This window comes from Acidovorax sp. FG27, assembly GCF_040365715.1.
Lineage (GTDB): Bacteria > Pseudomonadota > Gammaproteobacteria > Burkholderiales > Burkholderiaceae_C > Paracidovorax.
This window is the reverse complement of sequence record NZ_BAABVY010000009.1, coordinates 97,407-122,009: the sequence shown is the minus strand read 5'-3', so window position 1 is coordinate 122,009 and position 24,603 is coordinate 97,407. Positions and strand designations below refer to the sequence as shown.

Annotated in this window: 15 protein-coding genes; 12 read left to right on the top strand and 3 right to left on the bottom strand. The window is 71.3% G+C overall.

Translation table 11 applies throughout. The features are described from left to right. The first annotated feature begins 23 nt into the window (after nt 1–23). The 12 genes from ABWV53_RS07465 (at nt 24) to ABWV53_RS07410 (ending at nt 19,862) form a co-directional block, all read left to right on the top strand. The gene (locus ABWV53_RS07465; protein WP_353364491.1) at nt 24–1,736 is read left to right on the top strand and encodes a PepSY-associated TM helix domain-containing protein; all 1,713 of its coding nucleotides are present in this window, start codon (nt 24–26) and stop codon (nt 1,734–1,736) included. Further along, nucleotides 1,729–2,061, top strand: a complete 333-nt coding sequence (locus ABWV53_RS07460) for a DUF3325 domain-containing protein (RefSeq protein ID WP_353364489.1) — start codon at nt 1,729–1,731, stop codon at nt 2,059–2,061. The genes ABWV53_RS07465 and ABWV53_RS07460 overlap by 8 nt, the downstream gene beginning before the upstream one ends. A gap of 216 nt (nt 2,062–2,277) precedes the next feature. Further along, nucleotides 2,278–5,427 (top strand): bifunctional diguanylate cyclase/phosphodiesterase, encoded by a 3,150-nt coding sequence (locus ABWV53_RS07455; protein ID WP_353364487.1) that lies wholly within the window; start codon nt 2,278–2,280, stop codon nt 5,425–5,427. Between the two features lie 30 nt (nt 5,428–5,457). After that, nucleotides 5,458–5,793 carry a YnfA family protein gene (locus ABWV53_RS07450; protein ID WP_353366662.1) on the top strand — a complete coding sequence of 112 codons (336 nt, stop codon included), beginning with the start codon at nt 5,458–5,460 and terminating at the stop codon, nt 5,791–5,793. A 236-nt stretch (nt 5,794–6,029) separates the two neighbouring features. Further along, a complete protein-coding gene (gene smc, locus ABWV53_RS07445) occupies nt 6,030–9,563 on the top strand; it encodes a chromosome segregation protein SMC (protein WP_353364485.1) in 3,534 nt (1,177 codons plus the stop codon). Between the two features lie 44 nt (nt 9,564–9,607). Then, the gene (locus ABWV53_RS07440) at nt 9,608–10,717 is read left to right on the top strand and encodes a cell division protein FtsZ (protein ID WP_353364483.1); all 1,110 of its coding nucleotides are present in this window, start codon (nt 9,608–9,610) and stop codon (nt 10,715–10,717) included. 9 nt (nt 10,718–10,726) lie between these two features. Then, entirely contained in the window at nt 10,727–11,230 is a 504-nt protein-coding gene (locus tag ABWV53_RS07435) for a hypothetical protein (RefSeq protein WP_353364481.1), read from the top strand. A 100-nt stretch (nt 11,231–11,330) separates the two neighbouring features. Continuing rightward, nucleotides 11,331–13,544 (top strand): NAD-dependent DNA ligase LigA, encoded by a 2,214-nt coding sequence (gene ligA, locus ABWV53_RS07430; protein ID WP_353364479.1) that lies wholly within the window; start codon nt 11,331–11,333, stop codon nt 13,542–13,544. A 248-nt stretch (nt 13,545–13,792) separates the two neighbouring features. After that, nucleotides 13,793–15,349 (top strand): cryptochrome/photolyase family protein, encoded by a 1,557-nt coding sequence (locus ABWV53_RS07425; RefSeq protein ID WP_353364477.1) that lies wholly within the window; start codon nt 13,793–13,795, stop codon nt 15,347–15,349. Between the two features lie 12 nt (nt 15,350–15,361). Further along, nucleotides 15,362–16,075, top strand: coding sequence for an SDR family NAD(P)-dependent oxidoreductase (locus ABWV53_RS07420; RefSeq protein WP_353364475.1), 714 nt, complete (start codon nt 15,362–15,364; stop codon nt 16,073–16,075). 204 nt (nt 16,076–16,279) lie between these two features. After that, a complete protein-coding gene (locus tag ABWV53_RS07415; RefSeq protein ID WP_353364473.1) occupies nt 16,280–18,910 on the top strand; it encodes a penicillin-binding protein 1A in 2,631 nt (876 codons plus the stop codon). A gap of 157 nt (nt 18,911–19,067) precedes the next feature. Then, nucleotides 19,068–19,862, top strand: a complete 795-nt coding sequence (locus ABWV53_RS07410) for a transporter substrate-binding domain-containing protein (RefSeq protein WP_502903847.1) — start codon at nt 19,068–19,070, stop codon at nt 19,860–19,862. 40 nt (nt 19,863–19,902) lie between these two features. On the opposite strand, the gene ABWV53_RS07405 is transcribed toward ABWV53_RS07410, so the two are convergent. The 3 genes from ABWV53_RS07405 to ABWV53_RS07395 all read right to left on the bottom strand — a co-directional run bounded on the left by ABWV53_RS07405 (nt 19,903) and on the right by ABWV53_RS07395 (nt 24,554). Further along, entirely contained in the window at nt 19,903–21,255 is a 1,353-nt protein-coding gene (locus tag ABWV53_RS07405) for a leucine-rich repeat-containing protein kinase family protein (RefSeq protein WP_353364471.1), read from the bottom strand. Between the two features lie 56 nt (nt 21,256–21,311). Then, the gene (locus tag ABWV53_RS07400; RefSeq protein WP_353364469.1) at nt 21,312–23,876 is read right to left on the bottom strand and encodes a chemotaxis protein CheW; all 2,565 of its coding nucleotides are present in this window, start codon (nt 23,874–23,876) and stop codon (nt 21,312–21,314) included. Nucleotides 23,877–23,996: 120 nt separating this feature from the next. After that, a complete protein-coding gene (locus ABWV53_RS07395; RefSeq protein ID WP_353364467.1) occupies nt 23,997–24,554 on the bottom strand; it encodes an NUDIX hydrolase in 558 nt (185 codons plus the stop codon). Nucleotides 24,555–24,603: the final 49 nt, after the last annotated feature.

Genomic DNA, 24,603 nt, shown 5'->3' with positions numbered 1-24,603 from the left:
GATCCGGCAAAGGAATTCTTGCGATGTTCAACAACTTCCGGCTCTCCATGGCCTGGCTGCACACCTGGTTCGGCCTGGTGATGGGCTTCGTGCTGATGGTGGTGTTCTTCTTCGGCGCGCTCTCGGTGTTCGACCGCGAGATCGACCGCTGGGCCATCCCGCAGACCCGCTTCGAGCCGCAGCCCATGCCGTCCTTCGACCGCATGCTGCGGCCGATCTTCGAGTCGATGCAGCCCGATGCCGCCAACGTCGAGCAGGCGCGCAGCCGCGTCAACGGCCCGATGGCCAAGGAGTTCCCGGTCAAGAGCTGGGGCGCCTACACCACCCACCGCGACCCGGTGCTCGGCATCTTCGCGGGCTTCGAGCTGCCCAACGCCAAGGATCCGGAGGACACCGTGTGGGGCCTGCGCACGGTGGATCCGCGCAACGGCCAGACGCTGCCGGACGACCACCTGAAGATCGGCAGCCAGTTCTTCTACCCGCTGCACTACAGCCTGAACCTGAACTGGATGAACTTCGGCATCTGGATCGTCGGCTTCGCCGCCCTCATCATGCTGGTGGCGCTGGTGAGCGGCGTGGTCATGCACCGCAAGATCTTCCGCGAGCTGTTCACCTTCCGCCCCAAGAAGCACACGCAGCGCAGCGCGCTCGACCTGCACAACCTCACGGGCGTGGTGGCGCTGCCGTTCCACTTCATCTTCGCCTTCTCGGGCCTGGTGATCTTCGGCGCCACCTACTACTTTCCCGTCACGCACACGCAGCTGCATCCGCTGCACGAGCTGCATGAAAAGCACGAGGCCGAGGAAACCGGCCTGCCGCACGAGCGCGCCGGCGTGGCCGGGCCACTGGCGTCGGTCGACGCCATGGTGGCCGAGGCGCAGCGCCGCTGGGCAGAGGCCGGCAAGGCGGGCGACGTGGGCTTCCTGAACGTGCAGCACGTGGGCGACGCCAACAGCTACGTCAGCATCTACCGTGCCGGCACCGACCGCATCGCGCTGGTGGGCGACGGCATCCACTTCAAGGGCGCGACGGGCGAGGTGCTGCGCGTGGACCCACCGCTCACCGCCGTCGCCAGCGTCAACACGTTCCTCACCGGGCTGCACCTGCAGCACTTCCGCCACTGGCTGCTGCGCTGGCTCTACGTGCTGGGTGGTCTTTCGGGCTGCGTCTGCATCGCCACCGGCTTCATCTTCTTCGTCGAAAAGCGCAAGCGCCAGCACGCCAGGCAGGGCGCCAGCGGCGCGCGCTGGGTCGATGGCTTCGCCGTCGCCACCGTGACCGGCATGGTGGTGGCCGCGCTCGCCATGCTCATCGCCAATCGCCTGCTGCCCGAGCAGATGCCGGCGGGCTGGGCCGGCAAGGGCGACTGGGAGCGCTATGCCTTCTGGGGCGCCTGGGTGCTGGCCTTCCTGCACGGCCTCTGGCGCACCGCGCCGGTCGCCCAGGCGCGCATGGCGCCGGCCTGGCGCGAGCAGTGCTGGGCCATCGCGGTGCTGGCCGTGGCGGCGGTGCTGCTGAACTGGGTCACCACCGGCGACCACCTGCTGCGCACCATCGGCGCCGGCTACTGGCCCGTCGCCGGCCTGGACCTGGCCATCCTGGCCAGCGCCGCCATCGCCGTGCTGGCGGCTTGCCGCCTCAAGCGCCGCACCGATGCCGCTCCGCTGGCGGATGCGGCGCAAGACCCCGGCCACCAGGGCGCCACCGGCCGGCATCCGGAGACCGCCCGTGCCTGAAGCGCTGTTCTACATCCTGGCGCTCGCCGCCAGCACCGCCGGGCTGGCCTGGCTGGCCCTGTCCATGGACGTGCACTGGGAGCAGGTGCGGGGCGAGCGCGACCCGCTGCCCCGGTCCACCGCCGTGCGCCTGCGCTGGCTGGGGGCGGCGTTCCTGGCGGCGTCGCTGGCCCTGTGCATAGCGGTGGACCATCCATCGATGGCGTCGCTGGTGTGGTGCATGTCGCTGGCGGGCGGCGCGCTGGCGATCGCCTTCACGCTCACCTGGAAGGCGCGCTGGCTGCGGCCGCTGGTGGGCTGGGCGGGGCGCGGCGGCGCGGCCTGACCGGCAGGGCCCCCAGGCCCGTCCGCCTTCTTTGCGGCCCGCGGGCCGCGGCGTGGGCGTGAGCGCGCTTTCCGGGCCCCGCGGCGCCGACTCGCCGGCGCGGGGTGCAAATGCCGCTATCCTTGTCCGCTTCCTACCCTCTGGATGCGCCGCCGCCAGCCGCCACGCTGCGGTGGCGCCGTCCGCATCCCCGGCCCGCTCCCTTCTCTCTCTCCGATGACGGTCCCCGTCCCCCAGCGCACCCCGCAGCGGCAATGGTTGCCGGGCGCCATCGTCGCCCTGGCGGGCCTGCTGGCCAGCGCCGCGCTGTGGCACCAGCAGGTGGCGTCCACCCAGGCCATCGCCGACGTCCGCATCACGCAGGAGGCCCGCTCGTTCGCCGAGGCGCTCGAGTTGCGCCTGGGCGCCCATGTGGAGCTGCTCTACGGGCTGCGCACCCTGTTCACGATGAACCCGCAGCTCAGCCGGCACGACTTCGAGCGGGTGGCGCGCGACATCGACCTCTCGCGCTACCACGCCGGGGTGCGCAACCTGACCTTCGTGCGCTACGTGCCGGCCCAAGAGCGCGAGGCCTTCGAGGCCCGTGCCCGGGCAGAAGACACGTCCGCGGCCTTTTCCATCCACCCGCCGGCCGTGCGGCCCGCGTACTACGTGGTCGAGTTCCTCTGGCCCATCGACGGCAATGCGCAGGTGCTGGGCCTGGACATCGCCTCGCAGCCCGCCAACGCCGAGGCCTTCCTGCGTGCCCGCGACACGGGCCTGGCGGTGGCGTCCGCGCCGTTCGACCTGCTGCAGCTGAAGGAGCAGCGCGTGGGCGTCACCCTGCGCGTGCCGGTGTTCGCGGATGGCGCGGGCAGTGGAGCGCACCGCTTCGTCGGGGCGCTCGGCGCCACGCTGCACATCTCCGCGCTGGTCGAGAGCATGCGCCGCGAGGGGTACCTCAACGGCATGAGGCTGGGCATCGACGACGTCGGGCTGGCCGGCGCCCCCCGGCTCGGCGCGCCGGCCGTCCTGCTGCCGCTGCAGGGCAGTGCGCCGGCCGCCGCATCGCCTTCGGCGCACGCGCCGCGCTACGAGCGCGAGGTGCAGATCGGCGGCCGCGTCTGGCGCCTGGCCTTCTACCCCGAGCGCGACTTCCTCTCCCATTCCGAGCAGCAGCTGCCCCGCCTGCTGGGGCTGGGCGGCGTGCTGGTCACCCTGCTGCTGACGGCGCTGGTCACGCTGCTGGTGCGCCGGCGCATGCAGGCGCTCCACCAGGCGCAGGCCGCGTCAGACGAGCGCAACGACAGCGAGGAGCGTTTTCGCACCGTGTTCAGCCAGGCGGCGGTCGGCGTGTCGCAGACCCGCTCCGGCACGGGCGAGCTGGTGCGCGTGAACCAGAAGCTCAGCGACATCGTGGGCTATTCCGTCGAGGAACTGCAGCGCATGCGCTTCCAGGACATCACCCACCCCGACGACCTGGACAAGGACCTGGACCTCACGCGGCGCATGCACCAGGGCGAGATGCAGGAGTTCCGCCTCGAGAAGCGCTACGTGCGCAAGGACGGCACCATCGCCTGGGTGGACGTGACGGTGGCGCTGATGCGCTCGTCGGCGGGCGACGCCACCCTGCACACCGCCGTCATCCAGGACATCACCGAACGCAAGGAGATGGAGCAGGCGCTGCGCAAGAGCGAGCAGCGCCTGCGCGACATCCTCAACCGCATGCCCGTGGGCGTGTGCCTGGTGCAGGCGGACGGGGCCATTGCCTTTCGCAACCAGCATTACCACCAGATCTGCGGCTACGACGAAGCGGAGACGCCCGACGTGGAGGCCTGGTGGCTCCGGCTGTTCCCGGACCCGGCCCGGCGCGCGGACGCCCGAGCCCGCTGGCGGTCCGCCCAGGCCGACGCCGTGCGCAACGACGGCGCCATCCGGGCGGGCGAATACCTCATCACCAGCAAGGACGGGCAGGTGCGCACGGTGGAGACCTCGGGCGTGGTGCTCGACGGCGGGCATCTGGTCACCATGGTCGACCTGAGCCAGCGCAAGGCCGACGAAGAGGAGATCCGCTACCTCGCCTACTACGACCCGCTCACCAGCCTGCCCAACCGGCGCCTGCTGGTGGACCGGCTGCAGCAGGCCCTGGCCGTGAGCGCCCGGCGCCACCGCTGCGGCGCGCTGCTGATGCTGGACCTGGACAATTTCAAGACGCTGAACGAAACCCGCGGGCACGACAAGGGCGACCTGCTGCTGCGCGAGGTGGCACTGCGCCTGCGCGGTTGCGTCAAGGGCGAGGACACCGTGGCGCGCCACGGCGGCGACGAATTCGTGGTGGTGCTGGAGGACCTGGACGAGAACCCGCAGGAGGCCGCCGCCCGCGCCGAGGAAGTCGGCCAGCGCATCCTCTCGGCCCTGCGCCAGCCCTTCATGCTCGACGGCGAGCCGCACCACAGCACGCTCAGCCTGGGCGTGACCGTGTTCGAAGGCCAGCGCGAGTCGGCCGACGAGCTCATCAAGCGCGGCGACCTGGCCATGTACCAGGCCAAGGCGGCGGGGCGCAACACGCTGCAGTTCTACGACCCCCAGATGCAGGCCCTGGTGGCGGCGCGTGCGGCGCTGGAGTCCGACATGCGCGCCGGGCTGCAGCAGGGGCAGTTCGAGCTGTTCTACCAGCCGCAGGTGGTGCACGGCCGCATCACCGGCGCAGAGGCGCTGCTGCGGTGGCGGCACCCGCAGCGCGGGTTCGTGTCGCCGGCCGAATTCATTCCGCTCGCGGAAGACACCGGCCTCATCCTGCCGCTGGGCGGCTGGGTGCTGCGCGCCGCATGCGAGCGCCTGACCCAGTGGGCGCAGCGCCCGGGCCTGGCGCACCTCGGCCTGTCGGTGAACGTGAGCGCGCGCGAATTCCACCAGAGCGGCTTCGTCGCCCAGGTGCTGGCCGCACTCGCCAGCACCGGCGCGGACGGCCGGCGCCTGAAGCTCGAGCTCACCGAGAGCCTGCTGCTGCAGGATGTGCAGGACACCATCGACAAGATGGCCCAGCTGCGGGCCTATGGCGTGGGCTTTTCGCTAGACGACTTCGGCACCGGGTACTCGTCGCTCGCCTACCTCAAGCGCCTGCCGCTCGACGAGCTCAAGATCGACCAGAGCTTCGTGCGCGACGTGCTGACCGACCCGAACGACGCCGCCATCGCCCGCACCATCGTGGCGCTGGGTACCAGCCTCGGGCTGCGGGTGATCGCCGAGGGGGTCGAGACCCCCGACCAGCGCGCCTTCCTCGAGCGCGTGCACTGCCATGCCTGGCAAGGCTATCTGCTGAGCGCACCGCTGGTCGGTCCGGCGTTCGAAGACCTGGTGCTGTCGCGCGGCCAGACGCCCGTGTGACGGCCGGGCGCAGACTCTTGCACCATGTCGCTGCTGCCTGAACTGCGCACCCTCGCGCTCTTCGTCGCCACGGCGCTGGCCGAGATCGTCGGCTGCTACCTGCCGTGGCTCTGGCTGCGCCAGGGCCGCAGCGCCTGGTTGCTGGTGCCGGCGGCGCTCAGCCTGGCGCTGTTCGCCTGGCTGCTCACCCTGCACCCGGCGGCGGCGGGGCGCGTCTACGCGGCCTACGGCGGCGTGTACGTGGCCGTGGCGCTGGCCTGGCTGTGGGCCGTGGACGGCGTGCGGCCCGGCCTCTGGGACTGGCTGGGCGTGGCCGTCACGCTGGCGGGCATGGCCATCATCGCCTTCGCGCCCCGCCCGGGCTGAGGGGCTGAACCGACGCGGGGCGGGGCAGGGCGGCCGGCAGGCCCGGTCGCGGCGCGCCGTCTGACTATTGTTTTCATAGCTGCCCGCGCTTGATGGACAAGCGCTGCAGCCCGTTTCGGGCCTGGAAGGGGAATGCGGGGCCGCCTGCGGCGCCACGGTATCATCGGCGGCTTGCCCGTGGCGCGCCACTGCGCGCCTGCCCGCCCGGGCCGATCCATCGCCACCTCCGACTACCTGTGCGCCTCAACTCCATCAAACTCGCCGGCTTCAAGTCGTTCGCCGAGCCCACCAACTTCATGCTGCCCGGGCAGCTGGTGGGCGTGGTCGGGCCGAACGGCTGCGGCAAGTCCAACATCATGGACGCGGTGCGCTGGGTGCTGGGCGAGAGCAAGGCGAGCGAGCTGCGCGGCGAATCGATGCAGGACGTCATCTTCAGCGGCACCACCAGCCGCAAGCAGGCCAGCCGCGCCAGCGTGGAGCTGGTGTTCGACAACGCCGACCACCGCGCCGGCGGCCAGTGGAGCCAGTACGGCGAGATCGCCGTCAAGCGCGTGCTCACCCGCGACGGCAACAGCAGCTACTACATCAACAACCAGGCCGTGCGCCGCCGCGACGTGCAGGACGTGTTCCTGGGCACGGGCCTGGGGCCCCGGGCCTACGCCATCATCGGCCAGGGCACCATCAGCCGGATCATCGAGTCTCGGCCCGAAGAGCTGCGCCTTTTCCTCGAAGAGGCCGCGGGCGTCTCCAAGTACAAGGAGCGCCGCCGCGAGACCGAGAACCGCCTCTCGGGCACGGCCGAGAACCTCACGCGGGTGGAAGACATCCTGCGCGAGCTGAACGCCAACCTGGAGCGGCTGGAAAAGCAGGCCGAGGTGGCCGCCAAGTACAACGCGCTGCAGGCGGACGTGACGCTCAAGCAGCACCAGCTGTGGTTCTTGAAGCGCGCCGACGCCGAGGCCGAGCAGAACCGGGTGCGCACCGAGGGCCTGCAGGCCGTGAACGACCTGGAATCGCGCATGGCCGACCTGCGCGCCGTCGAAGCCGACCTGGAGACCATCCGCCAGGCGCACTACACGGCCGGCGACCTGGTCAACCAGGCGCAGGGGCGGCTCTATGAAGCCACCGCCGAGGTCGGCAAGCTCGAGGCCGAGATCCGCTACGTGGTCGAAGGCCGCCAGCGGGTGGAGGCGCGCCTCGTGCAGCTCGCCGAGCAGATCGCGCAGTGGTCGGCCCGCAAGGACGACGCCGAGGCCGAGATGGAGAACCTGGCCGCGGGCGGGGTGGACGCCGAGGAACGCGCCGAACTGCTGGCCGCCCAGGTCGAAGAGCAGGCCCAGCTGATGCCCGACCTGGAAGACGCCCTGCGCCGCGCCCAGCAGGCCGCCACCGAACAGCGCGCCGCCGTGGTGCAGGTGCAGCAGCAGATCGGCGTGCTGGCCGCCGAGCAGCGCAGCATCGACGAGCAGAGCCGGCAGCTGGACGTGCGCGAGGAGCGCCTGCTCACCGACCGCAACGCGCTGGCCGCGCCGGACGAAACCCGTCTGGAACAACTGCGCGAAGAGCTGGAGGCCGCGCAGGAAGCCGCCGAGATGGCCGAGGCCCGCCATGCCGAGCTGCAGGACGCCGTGCCCCAGCTAGACGAAGACCGCCGCACGCGGCAGCAGGCCGTCAACACCGAGAGCGCACGGCAGGCCGACCTGTCCGCCCGGCTGGAGGCGCTCAAGGCGCTGCAGGAAAAGGTCAAGACCGACGGCAAGCTGCAGCCCTGGCTCGCCCGCCACGGCCTGGACGGCCTGCAGGGCCTCTGGAGCCGCATCCACATCGAGCCCGGCTGGGAGAACGCGCTGGAAGCCGCGCTGCGCGAGCGCCTGGGCGCGCTCGAAGTCGGCCGGCTGGAGATGGTGCGCGGCTTCCTCGGCGCCGGCGGCACCGACGCGCCGCCCGCCCGGCTGGCCTTCTACAGCCCGGCGGGCGCCGAGGCGGCGGCGGGCGGCAACGCACTTGCATCGCCGCTGTCGGCCCTGCTGCGGGTGAGCGACGGCGGCCTGCGCGCTGTGCTGGTGGACTGGCTGCAGGGCTGCAGCACCGCGCCCTCGCTGGAAGACGCCCTCGCGCGCCGCGCCCAGGCGCAGCTACAGCCGGGCGAAGTGGTCTATGTGCCCAGCGGCCACGCCGTCAGCGCGCATGGCGTCACCTTCTACGCGCCCGACTCCGAACAGTCCGGCCTGCTGGCCAGGGCGCAGGAGATCGAGCACCTCGAAAAGGAAGTGGGCGCCCAGCAGCTCATCGCCGAAGAGTCCCGCACGGCGCTGGTGCGGGCCGAATCGGCCTATGCCGATGCCTCGCAGCGCCTGGTGGCCGCCCGCCGCGAGGCGGCCGAGACGCAGACCCGCGCCCACGCGCTGCAGGTGGAGACCCTGCGCCTCTCGCAATTGGCCGAGCAGACCCGCGCCCGCAGCCAGCAGATCGGCGCAGACCTGGCCGAGGTGCAGGCGCAGCTGGCCGACCTGCAGGAGCGCCGCGTCACCGCCGAGGCCCGGTTCGAGGAACTCGACCTGCAGCTGGCCGACAGCCAGGAGCGCCACGCCCAGCTCGATGAGCGCGTGATCGACGCCGAGCGCAAGCTGGCCGAATGCCGCGAGCAGCAGCGCACGCTGGAGCGCCAGGCGCAGGAAGCCACCTTCTCCCAGCGCAGCCTGGAGGCGCGCCGCGCCGAGCTGGCCCGCACCATCGACACGGCGCGCCAGCAGGCCACAGCCCTGGCCGATGAAGACCAGCGCGCCCGCGACGAAATGGGGCGCCTGTCGGCCGCTGCCGCGCAGGGCGGGCTGCAGCAGGCGCTCGACCTGAAGATGGAGCGCGAAAAGGCCCTGGGCGCCCAGCGCAGCGAGTACGACGACCTCACCGCCCGGCTGCGCGCCAGCGACGAGCGCCGCATGCAGCTGGAGCGCGCCCTCGACCCGCTGCGCCAGCGCATCACCGACTTCCAGCTCAAGGAGCAGGCTGCGCGCCTGGGCCTGGAGCAATACACCACGCTGCTGGCCGACGCGCAGGCCGACCTGGCGGCGGTGGCGCAGTCCATCGCCGAAGGCAACGTGCGCGCCACCGGCCTGCAGGGCGAGATCGACCGGCTGCACCGCGAGATCGCCGCCCTGGGCGCCGTCAACCTGGCCGCGCTGGACGAGTTGAACCTCGCCCGCGAGCGCAAGACCTTCCTCGACGCCCAGATGGCCGACCTGACCGAAGCCATGCAGACGCTGGAGGACGCGATCCGCAAGATCGACGGCGAGACGCGGCAGCTGCTCTCGGGCACCTTCGACACGGTGAACGGCCATTTCGGCCGCATGTTCCCCGAGCTGTTCGGCGGCGGGCAGGCGCGGCTCATCATCACCGGCGACGAGATCCTGGATTCGGGCGTGCAGGTGATGGCCCAGCCGCCCGGCAAGAAGAACCAGACCATCCACCTGCTGTCGGGTGGCGAGAAGGCGCTGACGGCCATCGCCCTGGTGTTCGCCATCTTCCAGCTGAACCCGGCGCCGTTCTGCCTGCTGGACGAGGTCGACGCCCCGCTGGACGACGCCAATACCGAACGCTATGCCAAGCTGGTGTCCAGCATGGCCAAGGGAACGCAGTTTCTCTTCATCAGCCACAACAAGATCGCGATGGAAATGGCCGAGCAACTCATCGGCGTGACCATGCAGGAGCAGGGCGTCTCGCGCATCGTGGCGGTGGACATGGAGTCCGCGCTGTCGATGGCCGACGCCTGATCCGTTCTTGCCCCGTACCTTTCCTTGAAGACCGTCCTTCCACCATGAGCACTTTCCAACTCGGTCTCATCATCGCCGGCGGCGTCGTGCTGGCGGTCATCGTCGCCTACAACGCCTGGGTCACGCAGCGCAACGCGCCCAAGCGGCCCCGGCCCCAGGAGGACGGCCCGGCGGCCGAACCCGCCCTGCGCCAGGAGCCGGCCTTCGACGGGCTGGGCGCCGTCGTGCCGGGCGGCGACGGGGGGCCGGCGGGCACCGAGCCCTCGCTCGACAGCCACGCGGTCGATCTGCAGGACGCCATCGCCATGCCCGTGCCGCCGGCCGAGCGCCGGGGCGGGCTCGACCCGCTGGTCGATGCCATCGCCCCCATGGTGGCCGAGCAGGTGGTCTCGGGCGACGCGGCGCTGGCCGCGCTGCCGCCCACCCGCCGCGCCGGCAGCAAGCCCTTCGCCATCGAGGGCTTCAACGAAGCCGCGCAGCAGTGGGAAACGCCGGTCGCGGGCCAGCGCTACACCCACTTCCAGGCCGGCGTGCAGCTGGCCAACCGGCTGGGCGCGCTCAACGAGATCGAGTTCTCAGAATTCGTCGTCAAGGCCCAGGGCTTCGCGGACGCGATCAACGCGGCGCCGGACTTCCCCGACATGCTGCACGAGGTGGCCCGGGCCCGCGAGCTCGACCAGTTCGCCAGCGACCACGACGCGCAGCTCACCTTCGCCCTGCGGGCCCGCCAGGCGGCGTGGAGCCCCGGCTACGTGCAGCAGAACGCGCTGCGCCAGGGCTTCACGCCCGGCGTCATTCCGGGCCGGCTGGTGCTGCCCGCCAGCAGCGGACCGGGCCTGCCGCCCGCGCTGACGCTGGCCTACGACACCCAGGCCGCGCTGTCGGACGACCCCGAGCAGTCCGCCATCCGCGAGATCACCCTGAGCCTGGACGTGGCGCAGGTGCACCGCGCCGAGCAGCCCTTCCAGCGGCTGCGCGACGTGGCCGCGGCGCTGGGGCAGGCCATGGATGGCGTGCTCTGCGACCAGAACGGCACGCCGCTGCCCGCCATGACCATGGACCCCATCGCCGCCGACCTAGAGTTGCTCTACGACAAGCTCGACAGCCGCGAGCTCTCCGCCGGCTCGGTGCTGGCGCGGCGCCTCTTCAGCTGATCGCCGTCGATGGCCTGGTACGACGTGGTCCTGCCGCCGCTGGTGGAGCAGCCGGGTGGCCTCTACCGGCCGGGGCAGCGGCGGGTGAACGTGGCCAAGGCGGCGGTGCTGGCCTTGGCGGGCGTGGGCGTCATCGTCTTCGGGCAGCTCTACGGCATGGGCTGCGTGTATCTCGCGCTGGCCGGCTGGCTGGGCTGGCGCGAATGGTCGGATTGGCGCCAGTTCGGCGCCGCCGGCCGGCCGCTGGTGCGCATCGACGAAGCCACCGCGTTTTTCGCGCTGCCCTCGCGCCTGGTGCACAAGTGCGTCGAGGTCCCGTTGCGGGAGGCGAAGGCGCTCAAGGTGCTGGGCGACGGGCTGCGCCGCACGCTGGTCTTCGAGCGCCGCCATGGCGAGCCGGTGCGCTTCGAGGCCAGCTGGGGCCGGCACGATGCGCGGGTGATCGATTTCCTGCAGCGGAATCTGCCGGCGCGCGTGCCGGTCACCATCCAGACCGTGCCGGCGGACCGCTAGGCTGCCGGGCGAGCAGCCGGCCACCACGCCCCGTATCCGTTTTTCCTGCTGGCGCCCATCGACCCATGGGGCGCCGCGCAGCACTCAGGAGTGCCAGCCGATGGCCCAGAACCAAGACCTTTTTTCCGCTTCAGCGCCCGACGAATCGACGCAGTCTGCTATCAAAAAGATAGAAAAGCTGCGCCAGCAGCTGACCACCTGGGCGCACCAGTACTACGTGCTGGACGAACCTACGGTGCCCGACGCCGAATACGACCTCGCCTTCCAGGCCCTCGAGGCGCTGGAGGCAGCGCACCCTGACCTCGTCACGCCCGACTCGCCCACGCAGCGGGTGATCGGCGCGGTGATGGAGGGCCTGACGCCGGTGCGCCACCGCGTGCCCATGCTCAGCATCCGCACCGAGACCGATACCGAGGCGAGCGGCGCCGCCACCTTCGACGCGCGCGTGCGCCGCGAGCTGAAGCTGCCGGCCGATGCGCCGCCCATCGAATACGTGGCCGAACCCAAGTTCGACGGCCTGGCCATGAGCCTGCGCTACGAGAACGGCCGGCTGGTGCAGGCCGCCACGCGGGGCGACGGCGAGGTGGGCGAGGACGTCACCCACAACATCCGCACCATCCGGCAGATCCCGAAGACGCTGCCCAGCGATGCGGCCACGCCCGTGCCGCCGGTGCTGGAGGTGCGCGGCGAGGTCTACATGCGCCGGGCCGACTTCGACCAGCTCAACGAACGCCAGCGCGAGGCCGGCGGCAAGACCTTCGTCAACCCGCGCAACGCGGCCGCCGGGGCCGTGCGGCAGCTCGACTCGGGCATCACGCTGCAGCGGCCGCTGTCGTTCTTCGCCTATGGCCTGGGCGACGTCACGCCGGCCGCCGAGGGCGGGCCGGACTTCGCCACGCATTTCGACATGCTGCAGACGCTGAAATTATGGCGTTTTCCGGTCGCGGCGCAGGTGCGTACTGCGCAGGGCGCTACGGAATTGGTAGCATTCCACGAGGAGATAGGCGCCAGCCGCGACCAGCTGCCCTACGACATCGACGGCGTGGTCTACAAGGTCAACAGCCTGGCGCTGCAGCGGCAGCTGGGCTTCGTCACCCGCGAGCCGCGCTGGGCGGTGGCGCACAAGTATCCGGCGCAGGAGATGGTCACCCGCGTGGAGGGCATCGACGTGCAGGTGGGCCGCACCGGCAAGCTCACGCCGGTGGCGCGGCTGGCGCCGGTCTTCGTGGGCGGGGTCACCGTCACCAACGCCACGCTGCACAACCTGTTCGAGATCCGCAAGAAGGGCGTGCGCGTGGGCGACCAGGTCATCGTGCGGCGGGCGGGCGACGTGATTCCGGAGGTGGTCGGCACGGTGCCGGCCGCGCTGGCGCCGGTAGCCGGCGCGCTGCAGGGTTCCGACGCGCTGGCCGATGCCGCATCGAACGCGGATGGCACGGCGCCCGATGCGGCACGTGCTGCGCCGCGGAGCCCTTATGTTCCCAACTTCCGCATGCCGCGCCAGTGCCCGATTTGCGGCAGCGCCGTGGTGCGCGAAAAGGGCGAGGCGAATCACCGCTGCACCGGCGGCCTGTTCTGCCCGGCGCAGCGCAAGGAGGCCATCCTGCATTTCGCCGCGCGCCGCGCCATGGACATCGAGGGCCTGGGCGACAAGCTGGTCGACCAGTTGGTCGAGGGCAACGTCATCCGCACGCTGCCCGACCTGTACCGCCTGGGCCTTACGGCGCTGGCGGCGCTGGACCGCATGGCCGAGAAGTCGGCGCAGAACGTGGTCGCCGCGCTGGAGAAGTCCAAGCAGACCACGCTGCCGCGCTTTTTGTTCGGGCTGGGCATCCGCCATGTGGGCGAGGCCACGGCCAAGGACCTGGCGCGGCATTTCGGCAGCCTGGACGCCATCATGGCCGCGAGCGTGGAGCAGCTGCTCGAGGTGAACGACGTGGGCCCCGTCGTGGCCGAGGCGATCCACACCTTCTTCGCGCAGCCGCACAACCGCGAGGTGGTGGAGCAGCTGCGGGCCTGCGGCGTGACCTGGGAAGAGGGCGCGCCCGCCGAGCGCGCCACCCTGCCGCTGGCGGGCCTGACGGTCGTCATCACCGGCACGCTGCCCACCCTGAGCCGGGACGAGGCCAAGGACCTGCTGGAGGCCGCCGGCGCCAAGGTCGCCGGCTCGGTCAGCAAGAAGACGCACTACGTGGTGGCTGGCGCCGAGGCCGGCAGCAAGCTGGCGAAGGCGCAGGAGCTGGGCGTTCCGGTGCTGGACGAAGATGGGCTGCAGGCGCTGCTCACGCACGGCCCGGCGGGCGTGGGCGGCTGACACGCCCCGTCCACGCCACCGGCGTGGGCCGCCGCTGACAGCCGCCCCCGGCTTCGTCCGCCGTGATCGGGTGATCCGGGCAGGGCGGCGGTGCGTAGGATGGCGAGTCCAGCCAACGCCACTGCCACCTGCTTGCCTGCCGCCCGCATGCGTCCCACCGACTGCCCCGCCACCCCCTGCCGCACCGCGCCGTTCGGCGGCTGCCGCTGCCGCCGTGATCGCCCCCACCGCCGCATCCGGGGCGCCGCATGAGCGAGGCGGCGCACCGGCCCCGCGCCCACACGCTGCGCCTGCTGCTGGGCGACCAGCTCAACCCCGCGCATTCGTGGTTCGACGCGCAGGATGCGGGCATCGTCTACGTGCTGATGGAGGTGCGGCAGGAAACCGATTACGTGCTCCACCATGCGCAGAAGATCCTGGCCATTTTCGCCGCCATGCGCGATTTGGCCACGCAGCTCAAGGGCGCCGGCCACCGCGTGCGCTACATCGCCATCGACGACGCCAGCAACCGCCAGTCGCTGCCGGGCAACCTGGCCGCGCTCATGGCGCACTACGGCGCGGACCGGCTGGAATACCAACAGCCCGATGAGTGGCGGCTCGATGAGCAGCTGCGCACCTGGGGGGAGGCGCAGGCGTTCGACGTGCAGGTGGTGGACAGCGAGCACTTCTACACCTCCCGTACCGAGGTGGCGGGCACCTTCCAGGGCCGCAGGCAGTGGCTGATGGAGCATTTCTACCGCCGCATGCGCCAGCGCCACCAGGTGCTGCTGGACGAGGCGGGCGAGCCCGAGGGCGGGGCGTGGAACTACGACCACGACAACCGCAAGCCCTGGCACGGCACGCCCGAGGTGCCGCCCGACGGCCGGCCCACGCACGACCACCGCGCGCTCTGGGCCACCATCGAGGCGGCGGGCGTGAAGAGCTTCGGCAACCCCCAGGCGGGCGCGTTCCGCTGGCCCCTGAACCGGGCCGAGGCGCTGGCCTGCCTGAACCACTTCATCGCCACCACGCTGCCCGACTTCGGCGCGTATGAAGACGCCATGAGCACGCAGAGCACGCGGCTCTTCCATTCGCTGCTGTCGTTCGCGCTCAACACCAAGATGCTGCGCCCGCACGAGCTGGTGCTGCATGCCGAGGCCGCGTACCGGTCCGGCCGGGCGCCCCTGCCAGCGGTGGAAGGGTTCATCCGGCAGATCCTGGGCTGGCGCGAATATGTGCGCGGGGTGTACTGGGCGCACATGCCCGGCTACGAGGAGCGCAATGCGCTGGGGCATACCGCGCCGCTGCCCGAGTGGTTCTGGTCGGGCGAGACGCGCATGCGCTGCCTGCGGCATTCCATTGGCCAGTCGCTGGAGCATGCGCATGCCCACCACATCCAGCGGCTGATGGTGATCGGCAACTTCTCGCTGCTGGCGGGGCTGGACCCTGCCGCCCTGCACCAGTGGTATCTGGGCATCTACATCGACGCCTTCGAGTGGGTGGAGGTGCCCAACACGGTCGGCATGAGCCAGTTCGCCGACGGCGGACTGCTGGGCACCAAGCCCTATGTGAGCAGCGCGGCCTACATCGACCGCATGAGCGATTACTGCGGCGGCTGCCACTACGACAAGAACCTGAAGGTGGGCGAGCGCGCCTGCCCGTACAACGCGCTCTACTGGGACTTCTTCGCGCGCCACGAAGCCACGCTGGGATGCAACACGCGCCTGACCATGGTCTACCGCCAGCTGCAGAAGATGCCCGCGGCGCAACGCAAGGCGCTGCGCGAGCGCGCCGAGGCGGTGCGCTCGGATCTCGACGCGCTCTGAAAGGATCCGCCCATGGATGCGCCATCCCTGCAGTCACTCCCCGCCGGCTACCGCGCCATCGTCATCGGCGCGAGCGGTGCCATCGGCGCTGCCCTGCTGGCCCAACTGCGGGCCGATGCGCGCTGCGCCCTGGCCGTGGGCCTGGGCCGGCGCACCGAGCCGGCGCTGGACCTGCACGACGAAGCCTCCATCGCCCCCGCCGCCCGGCAACTGGCGGAGCAGGGGCCCTGGCATTGCATCGTGCACGCGGCCGGCGTGCTGCACGGCCCGGGCATGGCCCCGGAAAAGCGGCTCGGCCAGCTCAACTACGCCCAGCTCGAGGCCACCTTCCGCGTCAACACCTTCGGCCCGGCGCTGGTGCTGGCGCATTTCGCGCCGCTCCTGCCGCGCAAGGAGCGCGGCCTGCTGGCCGTGCTGTCCGCCAAGGTGGGCAGCATCGGCGACAACCGGCTGGGCGGCTGGTACGGCTACCGGGCGTCCAAGGCCGCGCTGAACATGCTGCTGAAGACCGCCGCCATCGAGATCGCCCGCACGCACCCGCACGCGGTGCTGGCCGCGCTGCACCCGGGCACGGTGGATTCCGCGCTGTCCCGGCCCTTCGGCGGCGAGGGCATCGGCCGCCCGCCGGCCGACGCGGCGGCCGACCTGCTGCGCGTGCTGGACTCGCTCGGGCCCGAGCAGTCGGGCGGCTTCCATTCGTACCGGGGCGAGCCGTTGCCGTGGTGAAGCAGGGCGGGGCCGCCTCATCTGGACTTAAGCCAATGGCGGTATAACTGCGCCCTTTGGCCTTGGGCCCGCGTTCCGGCGGCCCTCTGAGCCGCACGAGCCGACCGCGTGCCCATTTCGACGCATCTGATACAGATTGCTCCTGATTCGATAGCTACCGGCGCTGGTACAACGAGCGCTGCAACCCGATTTCCCTACTGATCCATGTCGATGACCGATGTTTTGCGTGCCCGCGCCGGCGCGCTGCGGACCGCGCTGGCGCGCCTGGCGCGCCGCCCCGAGCGCCTCTGGTCGCTGCACAGCCTGGTGTGGCTGCTGGCCGGGCTGGTGCTGGCGTTCTGGCTCTATGTGCTGGCCCTGGTGCCCTTCACCCCGGGCATTCGCGACATCCGCAAGGCCAAGGCCGACCAGCCGGCGCAGCTGGTGTCGGCCGATGGCCGGCTGCTGGCCGAATACAAGTGGGTCAACCGGGAATGGGTGCCGCTCGCGGGCATCGCCAAGCCGGTGACGGACGCGCTCATCGCCACCGAAGACCACCGCTTCTACGACCACTTCGGCATCGACTGGCGGCGGCTGCTGTCGGCCGTGGTGCTGACGCTGGGCGGAGACAAGCAGGGCGGCTCCACCATCACCCAGCAGCTGGCGCGCAATCTCTACCCGGAAGACATCGGCCGCGCGCCCACGCTCACCCGCAAGCTGAAGGAAGCCATCACGGCGCTGAAGATCGAGGCGCTCTACTCCAAGGAAGAGATCCTGGAGACGTATCTCAACACCGTGCCCTTCCTCTACAACGCCTATGGCATCGAGATGGCGGCGCGCACCTATTTCGACAAATCGGCCGACAAGCTCAGCGTGCTTGAAAGCGCCACCCTGATCGGCATGCTCAAGGGCACGGCCTACTACAACCCGGTGCTGAACCCGCAGCGTGCGCAGGCCCGCCGCAACACCGTGCTGGGGCAGATGCTCAAGCACGGCAAGCTCACCCAGGCCGAATTCGACACGCTCTCGCGCCGGCCGCTGCGCATCCGCTTCGAGCGCCAGCCCGAGGTCGATGGCCTGGCGCCGCACCTGGCCCAGCAGCTGCGCAAGCAGCTCATCGACTGGGCCGACCGCAACGGCTACAGCCTGTATGCCGACGGGCTGGTGGTGCGCACCACCATCGACGGGCGGCTGCAGACCCTGGCCAACGCCGCCGTGCAGCGGCAGGGCAAGGCCTTGCAGGGCGTGGCCGATTCCGCCTGGTCGCCCCGGGTATGGAATGCCAGGAACCCGCTCGTGCGCGACCTGGCGCGGGAGTCTGCCCAGTACCAGGCGGCCATCGCCAAGGGCACGGCGCCGGCCGATGCGGAAAAGGCGCTGCTGGACGATGCCGACTTCCTGCGCTCGCTGCGCCAGCAGAAGACCCGCGTGCAGGCCGGCTTCCTGGCGCTGGACCCGCGAACCGGTGAAGTGCGCGCCTGGGTGGGCAGCCGCGACTTCGCGCAGGACCCGTTCGACCACGTGCAGGCCGCGCGGCGCCAGCCCGGCTCCACCTTCAAGCCCTTCGTCTACGGCGCGGCGTTCGCGGCCGGCGTGTCACCCGAGACCACGCTGATGGACCAGGCGGTGGAAATCCCCCTGGGCGGCGGCAGGTTCTGGCGACCCACCGACGGCGGCCCGCCGAGCGATCTGCCCATGACGCTGGCCGACGGCCTGGCGTTCTCCAAGAACACCATCACCGCGCAGGTGATGCAGCAGGTCGGCCCGGCCCGCGTGGCGCAGCTGGCGCGCGACATGGGCGTGCGCGAATCGAAGCTCGACGAAGTGCCGGCCCTGGCGCTGGGAACCAGCCCGGTCACGCTCAAGGAAATGGTGGCCGCCTACGGCACCATCGCGGCCGGCGGGCGCTACCGCGCGCCCATCGTCATCACCCGCATCGAAGACAAGAACGGCAAGGTGCTGGAAGACTTCACGCCGGCAGCGCCCGAGAAGGTCATCGCCCTGGCCCCCGTCCAGGCGCTGCGCAACGCCATGCGCGGTGTGATCGACAAGGGCACGGGCGTCGCCATCCGCAGCCGCTGGGGCATCACCGCCGACGTGGCGGGCAAGACCGGCACCACGCAGGACAACACCGACGGCTGGTTCATCCTGATGCACCCGCAACTGGTGGCGGGCGCCTGGGCCGGCTTCAACGACGGGCGCATCACCCTTCGCAGCGACTACTGGGGCCAGGGGGCGCACAGCGCGCTGCCCATGGTGGGCGAGGTCTTCCAGCAGGCCCTGCGCGCCAAGGTGATCGATGCCCGCGAACGCTTCGTGGACGAGCAGGAGACCAGCTGGACACAAAGCGCGATGAGCGGCGTGCGCGACTGGGTGTACGACCTGTTCGGCCGCCGCACCGGCGAATCGGCCACGCCGCGCAACGAGGCCGGCGCGGTCGCCACGCCCATGCCGGGCGCGCCCGCGCTGCCCAACCCGCCGGCCCCGTCCGACGTCGAGGCGCCGGAAATCACCGAGGCGCCGCTGACGCCGCTGCAGAACGTCACGCCCTCGGCCGTGCCGCAGCCGGGCGTGGTCGTGCCGTCCGACCCGATGCCGGTGCAGCCCGGCGGCGTACCGCCGCAGGGTGCCGGCGCCGTGCAGCAGGGCGAGGTCGTGCCGTCCTGGGCCACCGCCCCGGCCCGCGACCCCGCCGGCGCGGCGCCGACGTTCGGCGGCAGCAGCGGCGCCAACGGCAACGGGACTTCGGGCCAGCCCGTGCCGGGCGTGGTGGTGACCACCCCGGTGCAGCGCGGCGTGGTCGTGCCCAGCGACAACCGCGGCGCGCCGACGTTCGGCGAGCCGACCGCCCGCTGAGCGGGCAAAGCGCCGCCGCCGCGGCCGGCTTCCTGGGTGCTGGCCCCCGCACCCGCCGCGGGCTATGCTGCCGCACCTGCCGGCATCGCCGCTCGAAGATGCGCAGGCTCGCACTCGACGCTTTTCCATCCACCCCTTTCCTCGCCGGACCGCTCCCATGATGTCTTCACGCCGCTTCCATCTCGCCTCCCTCTGCGCCGCCGCCGTGCTGGCCTGCGCCACGCTGGTGCCCGCCGCCGCCCATGCCGGCCCGCGCCTGGACCGCATCATGGACACCAAGGTGCTGCGCGTCGGCACCCCTGGCGACTACCGGCCCTTCGCCATCAAGACCGACACCGGCTATGCGGGCCACGACATCGACCTGATCGAGCAGATGGCCAAGGAACTCGGCGTGAAGGTCGAGTACGTGGCGACCAGCTGGCCGAACCTGATGAAGGACCTGCAGGGCGACAGGTTCGACGTGGCCGTGGGCGGCATCACCCGCAACGTCACGCGCATTCGCCAGGTCGAGATGCTCCCGGGCTATGCGCCCTTCGGCAAGGTGGCCCTGGTGCGCACGGCCGACAAGGCCCGCTACAACACCCTGGCCGACCTCAACCAGCCCGGCGTGCGCGTCATCAAGAACCCCGGCGGCACCAACGAAACCTTCGTGCTGCAGAACCTGACGACCGCGCAGGTCAGCACGCATGAAAAGAACGCCGAGATCCCCGCGCTGATCGCCGAAGGCAAGGGCGACGTGATGATCACCGAAACGTATGAAGCGCTGCACTACGCGAAGGCCGACCCGCGCCTGACGGCGGCCTTCATCGCCCAGCCCCTGACGCCCACCAACACCCTGGGCTTCATGCTGCCCAAGGACGACGCGGACTATTCCCGCGTGATGGAGTTCGTCTGGGGCCTGATGGACAGCCGTGGCGGCGTGAAGCAGGCGGCCGACAAGTGGCTCAAGTGAACTGAGCTGCGGCTCCCGTGCCGCCGCGCCGCGAACGCGCTCAGCCGGTGGCCAGAGCCGGCTCGGCCCAGGCCTGCGTGCGCGCCGCCAGGGCCTGGCCGTCGGGACGGTCCGTGATGCGGGCCTGCATGCAGGCCTGGGCGAGGGCGGTGGCCTGGTCGATGAACCGGCCGCCCGCGCCTTGCTCGCAGCGTTCGGCCAGCTCGCCCAGCAGAATGCCGTAGGCGCGAACGTCCATGCGCCGCAGCGCGTCGCCCAGCGCCCCTGCCGGCGCGAAGGCTGCCGCGCCGAAGTCGCCCAGCAGCGCGCTCGCCTCGCCGGGGGGCGCGTGCGGCCGCCACAGCACGTTGTGCGCATAGAGGTCGCCATGCACGATGCCCCGGCCGTGCAGATGGGCCAGCGCGCTCGCCACGTCGGCCGCGATGCGCAGGGCGGTGGCGGCGGGCAGGCGCAGGCCCGGGGCGTACACGTCCCGCGTGCAGGTCTCGAAGCTGGGCGGGCCGGCCAGCGGGCGCCAGTCCGGGCCGACGCGCTCCATCACCAGGCCCTGCTGGCCGTCCGGGTGACCGGCGAGCCGGCCGAGCACGGAGATGGTGCGGGCATGCCGCCCGGCCGCCAGGCTGGCGGCCATTTCGGTCATCGGCCAGCCGTCGCTGGTGACCGCTCCCTTGAAGAGTTTCACGGCGACGTCATGCGGTCCGCTGGACCCGTGCAGAACGGCTGCGTGGATGTGGCCCGAAGCGCCTTCGCCCAGCCGCTCGCCGCAGCGCAGGGCGTGCCAGTCGATGGCCTGCGCCTGCTCGCTGTCCCGCGCCCTGGCTTCCACGGTCTCGTTGAAGGCGTTGCCGCCCTGGGCGAGCCAGGCCAGGCGCGGCATGGCGGCCAGCCATTGGGGCAGGGCGTCCAGCCGGTTGGCCGCGATGCGCAGCAGCTCGAGCCGCTCGCACTGCCGCAGGCGGTCGGGCAGGGCGCGCAGGCGGTTGCCGGCCAGCATCAGCTTTTGCAGCCGGGGGCGGTCGCCCAGGGCCTCGGGCAGCTCGGCGATGGCGTTGTCCGTCAGGATCAGCCAGCGCAGCCGCGGCGGCAGCGCGGCCGCCGGCACGTGCGCGATGCGGTTGGCCTTGAAGCCCACCATCTCCAGCCGCGGGCAGGCGCCGAGGGCGGCCGGCAGTTCGGTGAAGTCGTTGTCCGAGGCGAAGAACACCTTCAGCCGGTGCAGCCGGTGCAGATCGGCGGGCAGGGCAGAGAGGCGGTTGCCGGAGAGGTCCAGCACCTCCAGGGTGTCCGCCAGGTCGAAGATCTCGGGCGGGAAGTCGGCCAGGCTCGCGGCGATGCGCAGCGTGCGCGCGCCGGCCAATGCGCCGGCACGCAGGCGTTGCAGTTCAGCGGTCATGCCGCCAGTGTACGAACCCGCCGCAAGGCGGCGCGGCACGCCCACCGGCGGCGCGGTCAGGCGGCGACCTGCATGGGCGGCTGCGGTTCCCGGCCGGCGCGCAGGCGGCGCACCAGTTGCGGCAGGTTCAGGCACTGGATCAGCGTGCGGCCTCCGTTGGCCTTGATGAGTTCGCTCACCACCGCGCCCGGCAGCCCGGGGGCGGGGAAGATGCTGGCCTCGGCGAAGTGCAGCACGCTGTGCAGCTCGCCCACCAGCAGGCCGACCACCGCCTGGCCGTCCTGCGCCACCACCACCTGGCCCTGGGCCGAGGGCGGCATGCGCCGGCCGGTCAGCACTTCGTGCAGGTCGAACACCCAGACGTATTCCAGCACCTTGCCGTGCGAGCGCAACGGCACCGTGCCCACGCAGCCCGCCAGCCCGGCGGCGGACACGGCGGCGATGCTGTGCGCGGGCAGCGCCTCGACCACCTGCGCCGTGGGCAGCGCGAAGAGGCCTTCGCCCACGAAGAAGGTGGCCATCTCGCGCCCGCCGCTGGCGCCCGCCTCGCTCAGCAGGGTGATGCGGCGCCGGCGGGCGGCCTCCTGCGCCCCGGCTACCTGGGCGCCGAACGAATGCACCGAGACCGCCAGCACGTCTTCGCTGTAGCCGTCGCACACCTTGAATTCACGGTAGCCGTGCGACGCCGCGCACGAGACGATGCAGTAGGCGTCGCCATACACCATGGCCCGCGACAGGCTCTGCCCGTTGGCGACGGCGAGCATCTCTTGCGGCACCTCCAGCGTCGAGCCCACCGGCACCGAAGGGTCGGCGCTGGAGAGCACCGTGCCGGCGCGACTGACGAAGAAGCCCTGGGTGCGGGACTTCTTTTCCAGCGCGCCCCGCAGCATGGCTTCGAATTCCTCGGCGGCGTTGAACACGATGCCGATGCCGCCCACCACCTCGCCCACCTCGCCCGGCGCCTGGATCGCCGCGTGGTAGACGTAGGTGGCGCGCCCGCCGTAGAAGCCGCTCGCCCGCCAGGGCGTGACGTGGTAGGACTGCGTGCCGCGCATCGCCAGCACCGCCGCCAGGGTGTCGGGCTCGATGGCCATGCCCACCGCCGACCGGCCGTCTTCCAGCAGGGGCCGGCTGGAGGCCAGCACCCGGCCCTCGCGGTCGTACACCAGGAGCCGGGCGTACACCGTGTAGAGGCTGTTGATGTGCTCGAGGATGCGCTGCGCCTCGGCCAGGCGGTCGGGCGCGCGGGCGCCGGGATCGCGCGGGTCCAGCAGGGCGCGCAGCTCGGGCGTCAGCGCCCACCAGCGGCAGTCGTTGGCGCGCTCGTAGAGGTTGCGGTCGAGCAGGTCCACCAGCAGCTGGGTCAGCAGTTCGCCGTCGCGCATGCTCGACATGAGCACCGTGCCGTAGAGGTCGCGGATGGACTGGCTGAACACCTCGTTGGTGAGCGCGCCGGTGTCGCCGATCTGCTCGAGCACCGCCTTCAGGCGGGCGACGTCCTGGTGCTGGCGGCCGGTCATGACCTGGCCGTTCCACACCACGCGGCGGATGGTGTCGGCCGCATCGACGATCGCGTGCAGCGGCGGGCAGAAGTCCTGCGCATGGCTCAGCAGGCCATGCGCCACGCCGGGTTCCAGCGCGTCCAGCACCTGGCTGGATTCACCGGAGAAGGCCAGGTCCACCGGCGCCATGACCTGCCCGCGCCAGCCCGAGGGGCCCGGGTAGCCCTGGTAGCCCGCCGTGGCCACGGTCTGCACCAGGTAGGCGCGACCGGCATGCACCTGCAGGGAGAGTTCGCCGGCTTCGTTGACCGGCACGTGCGCGCCCACCGGCACCCAGAGGGGATCGCCGCTGGCGATGACTTGGTGGCTGCTGTCCAGCAGCAGCGGGATGTGGCGCTGCTGGCCGTGCTGGTTGCGCGCCCGGAAGATGCCCTCCATCTCGTCCGCGAAGGCGAAGCTCAGGCAGAGCACGCCCACGGCCTCGCCCGTCTGCGGGTGCAGCATGCGCTGCGAATAGAGCAGCGCGTGGCGCTTGCCAGGCCGCAGGTCGGTGGGGCCGAAGGTTTCCACGTAGCCGGCGCTCTGGAGCGTGCGGGCCAGCAGCGGGTCCTGCGTGCCTTCGACCGGACTGGTTTCGTCGATCTGCGCCACCACCGCGCCCTGGCAGTCCAGCAGCAGGATCTCGTCGTACACGGTGTACTTGTTGCGGTATTCGCGCAGGCGCATCAGCACCGCGCCCTGGTCGCTCTCCAGGCCGGCGACGAAGCGGCACAGGTCCTGGTCGGTGGCGAGAAAGCCCACGTCCGCCGTGCGTTCGTAGAGATTGCGCACCACGATGTCGATCACCTGGCGGGCGCTGGTCGCCAGCTCGTCCATGACCTGGCCGATGGATTCGCCCACCAGCGAGCGCACCAGCTCCGTCTCCAGCTGCTGGAAGCCCTCGCGCGTGGCCCGCATCATGGGCAGCAGGCTGTGCGCTTCCTCCGGGCAATTCATCTTGGCCGACGACTCGATGAGCCGCCACATGAGGTTCAACTCGCGCAGCGCGCTCTCGCAGCGCGTGACCTCGCGCATGAACGGGATGAACTTTTCCGTCTGGAATGGCGCCTGGGTGGGCATGGAGTCCTCCGATTCGCCCCGCCGTGGGGCGCACGCGGACACCAAGCAACCGCCATGCCTGAATTACATCGGGTTACATACCGGCCGGGCTGGCGGGGTGGCGCGCAGGGCCGGGGCCGCTCAGACCACGTCGAGGCTGTGGACCCGGCCCGACCCTAGCGCCCCACTGCGCCGGTCGGCGAAGTAATGTTCCAGCGTGACTTTCACCGTGCGAAAGGCGATCTCGTCCCAGGGAATCTCGTCCTCGGCGAAGAGCCGCGCCTCGATGGTCTCGAAGCCTGGCGCGAAGACGTCGCTCTGCAGCGTGGCTAGATAGAAGAAGTGGACCTGCCCGACACGCGGCACGTTCACCACGGAAAAGAGCGGCCCCATCTCGATCTGCGCGCCGGCCTCCTCGTCGGTCTCGCGGGCGGCGCCTTGCGCACTGGTCTCGTTCAGCTCCATGAAGCCGGCGGGCAGCGTCCACTTGCCGCGGCGCGGCTCGATGTTGCGCAGGCACAGCAGCACCCGGTCGCCCAGTACCGGCACCGTGCCCACCACGTTGAGCGGGTTCTCGTAGTGCACCGTGCCGCAGGCCGGGCACACCGCCCGCAGCTTGGTGTCGCCGTCGTCGGGCACGCGGTAGACCACGGCGGTACCGCATTCACGGCAATGCTTGATGGGGCTGCGGAAAGTCATGCGGGGGCGAAATATGAATGAAATACGGCGCCGGCGCTTGATGCGTCGG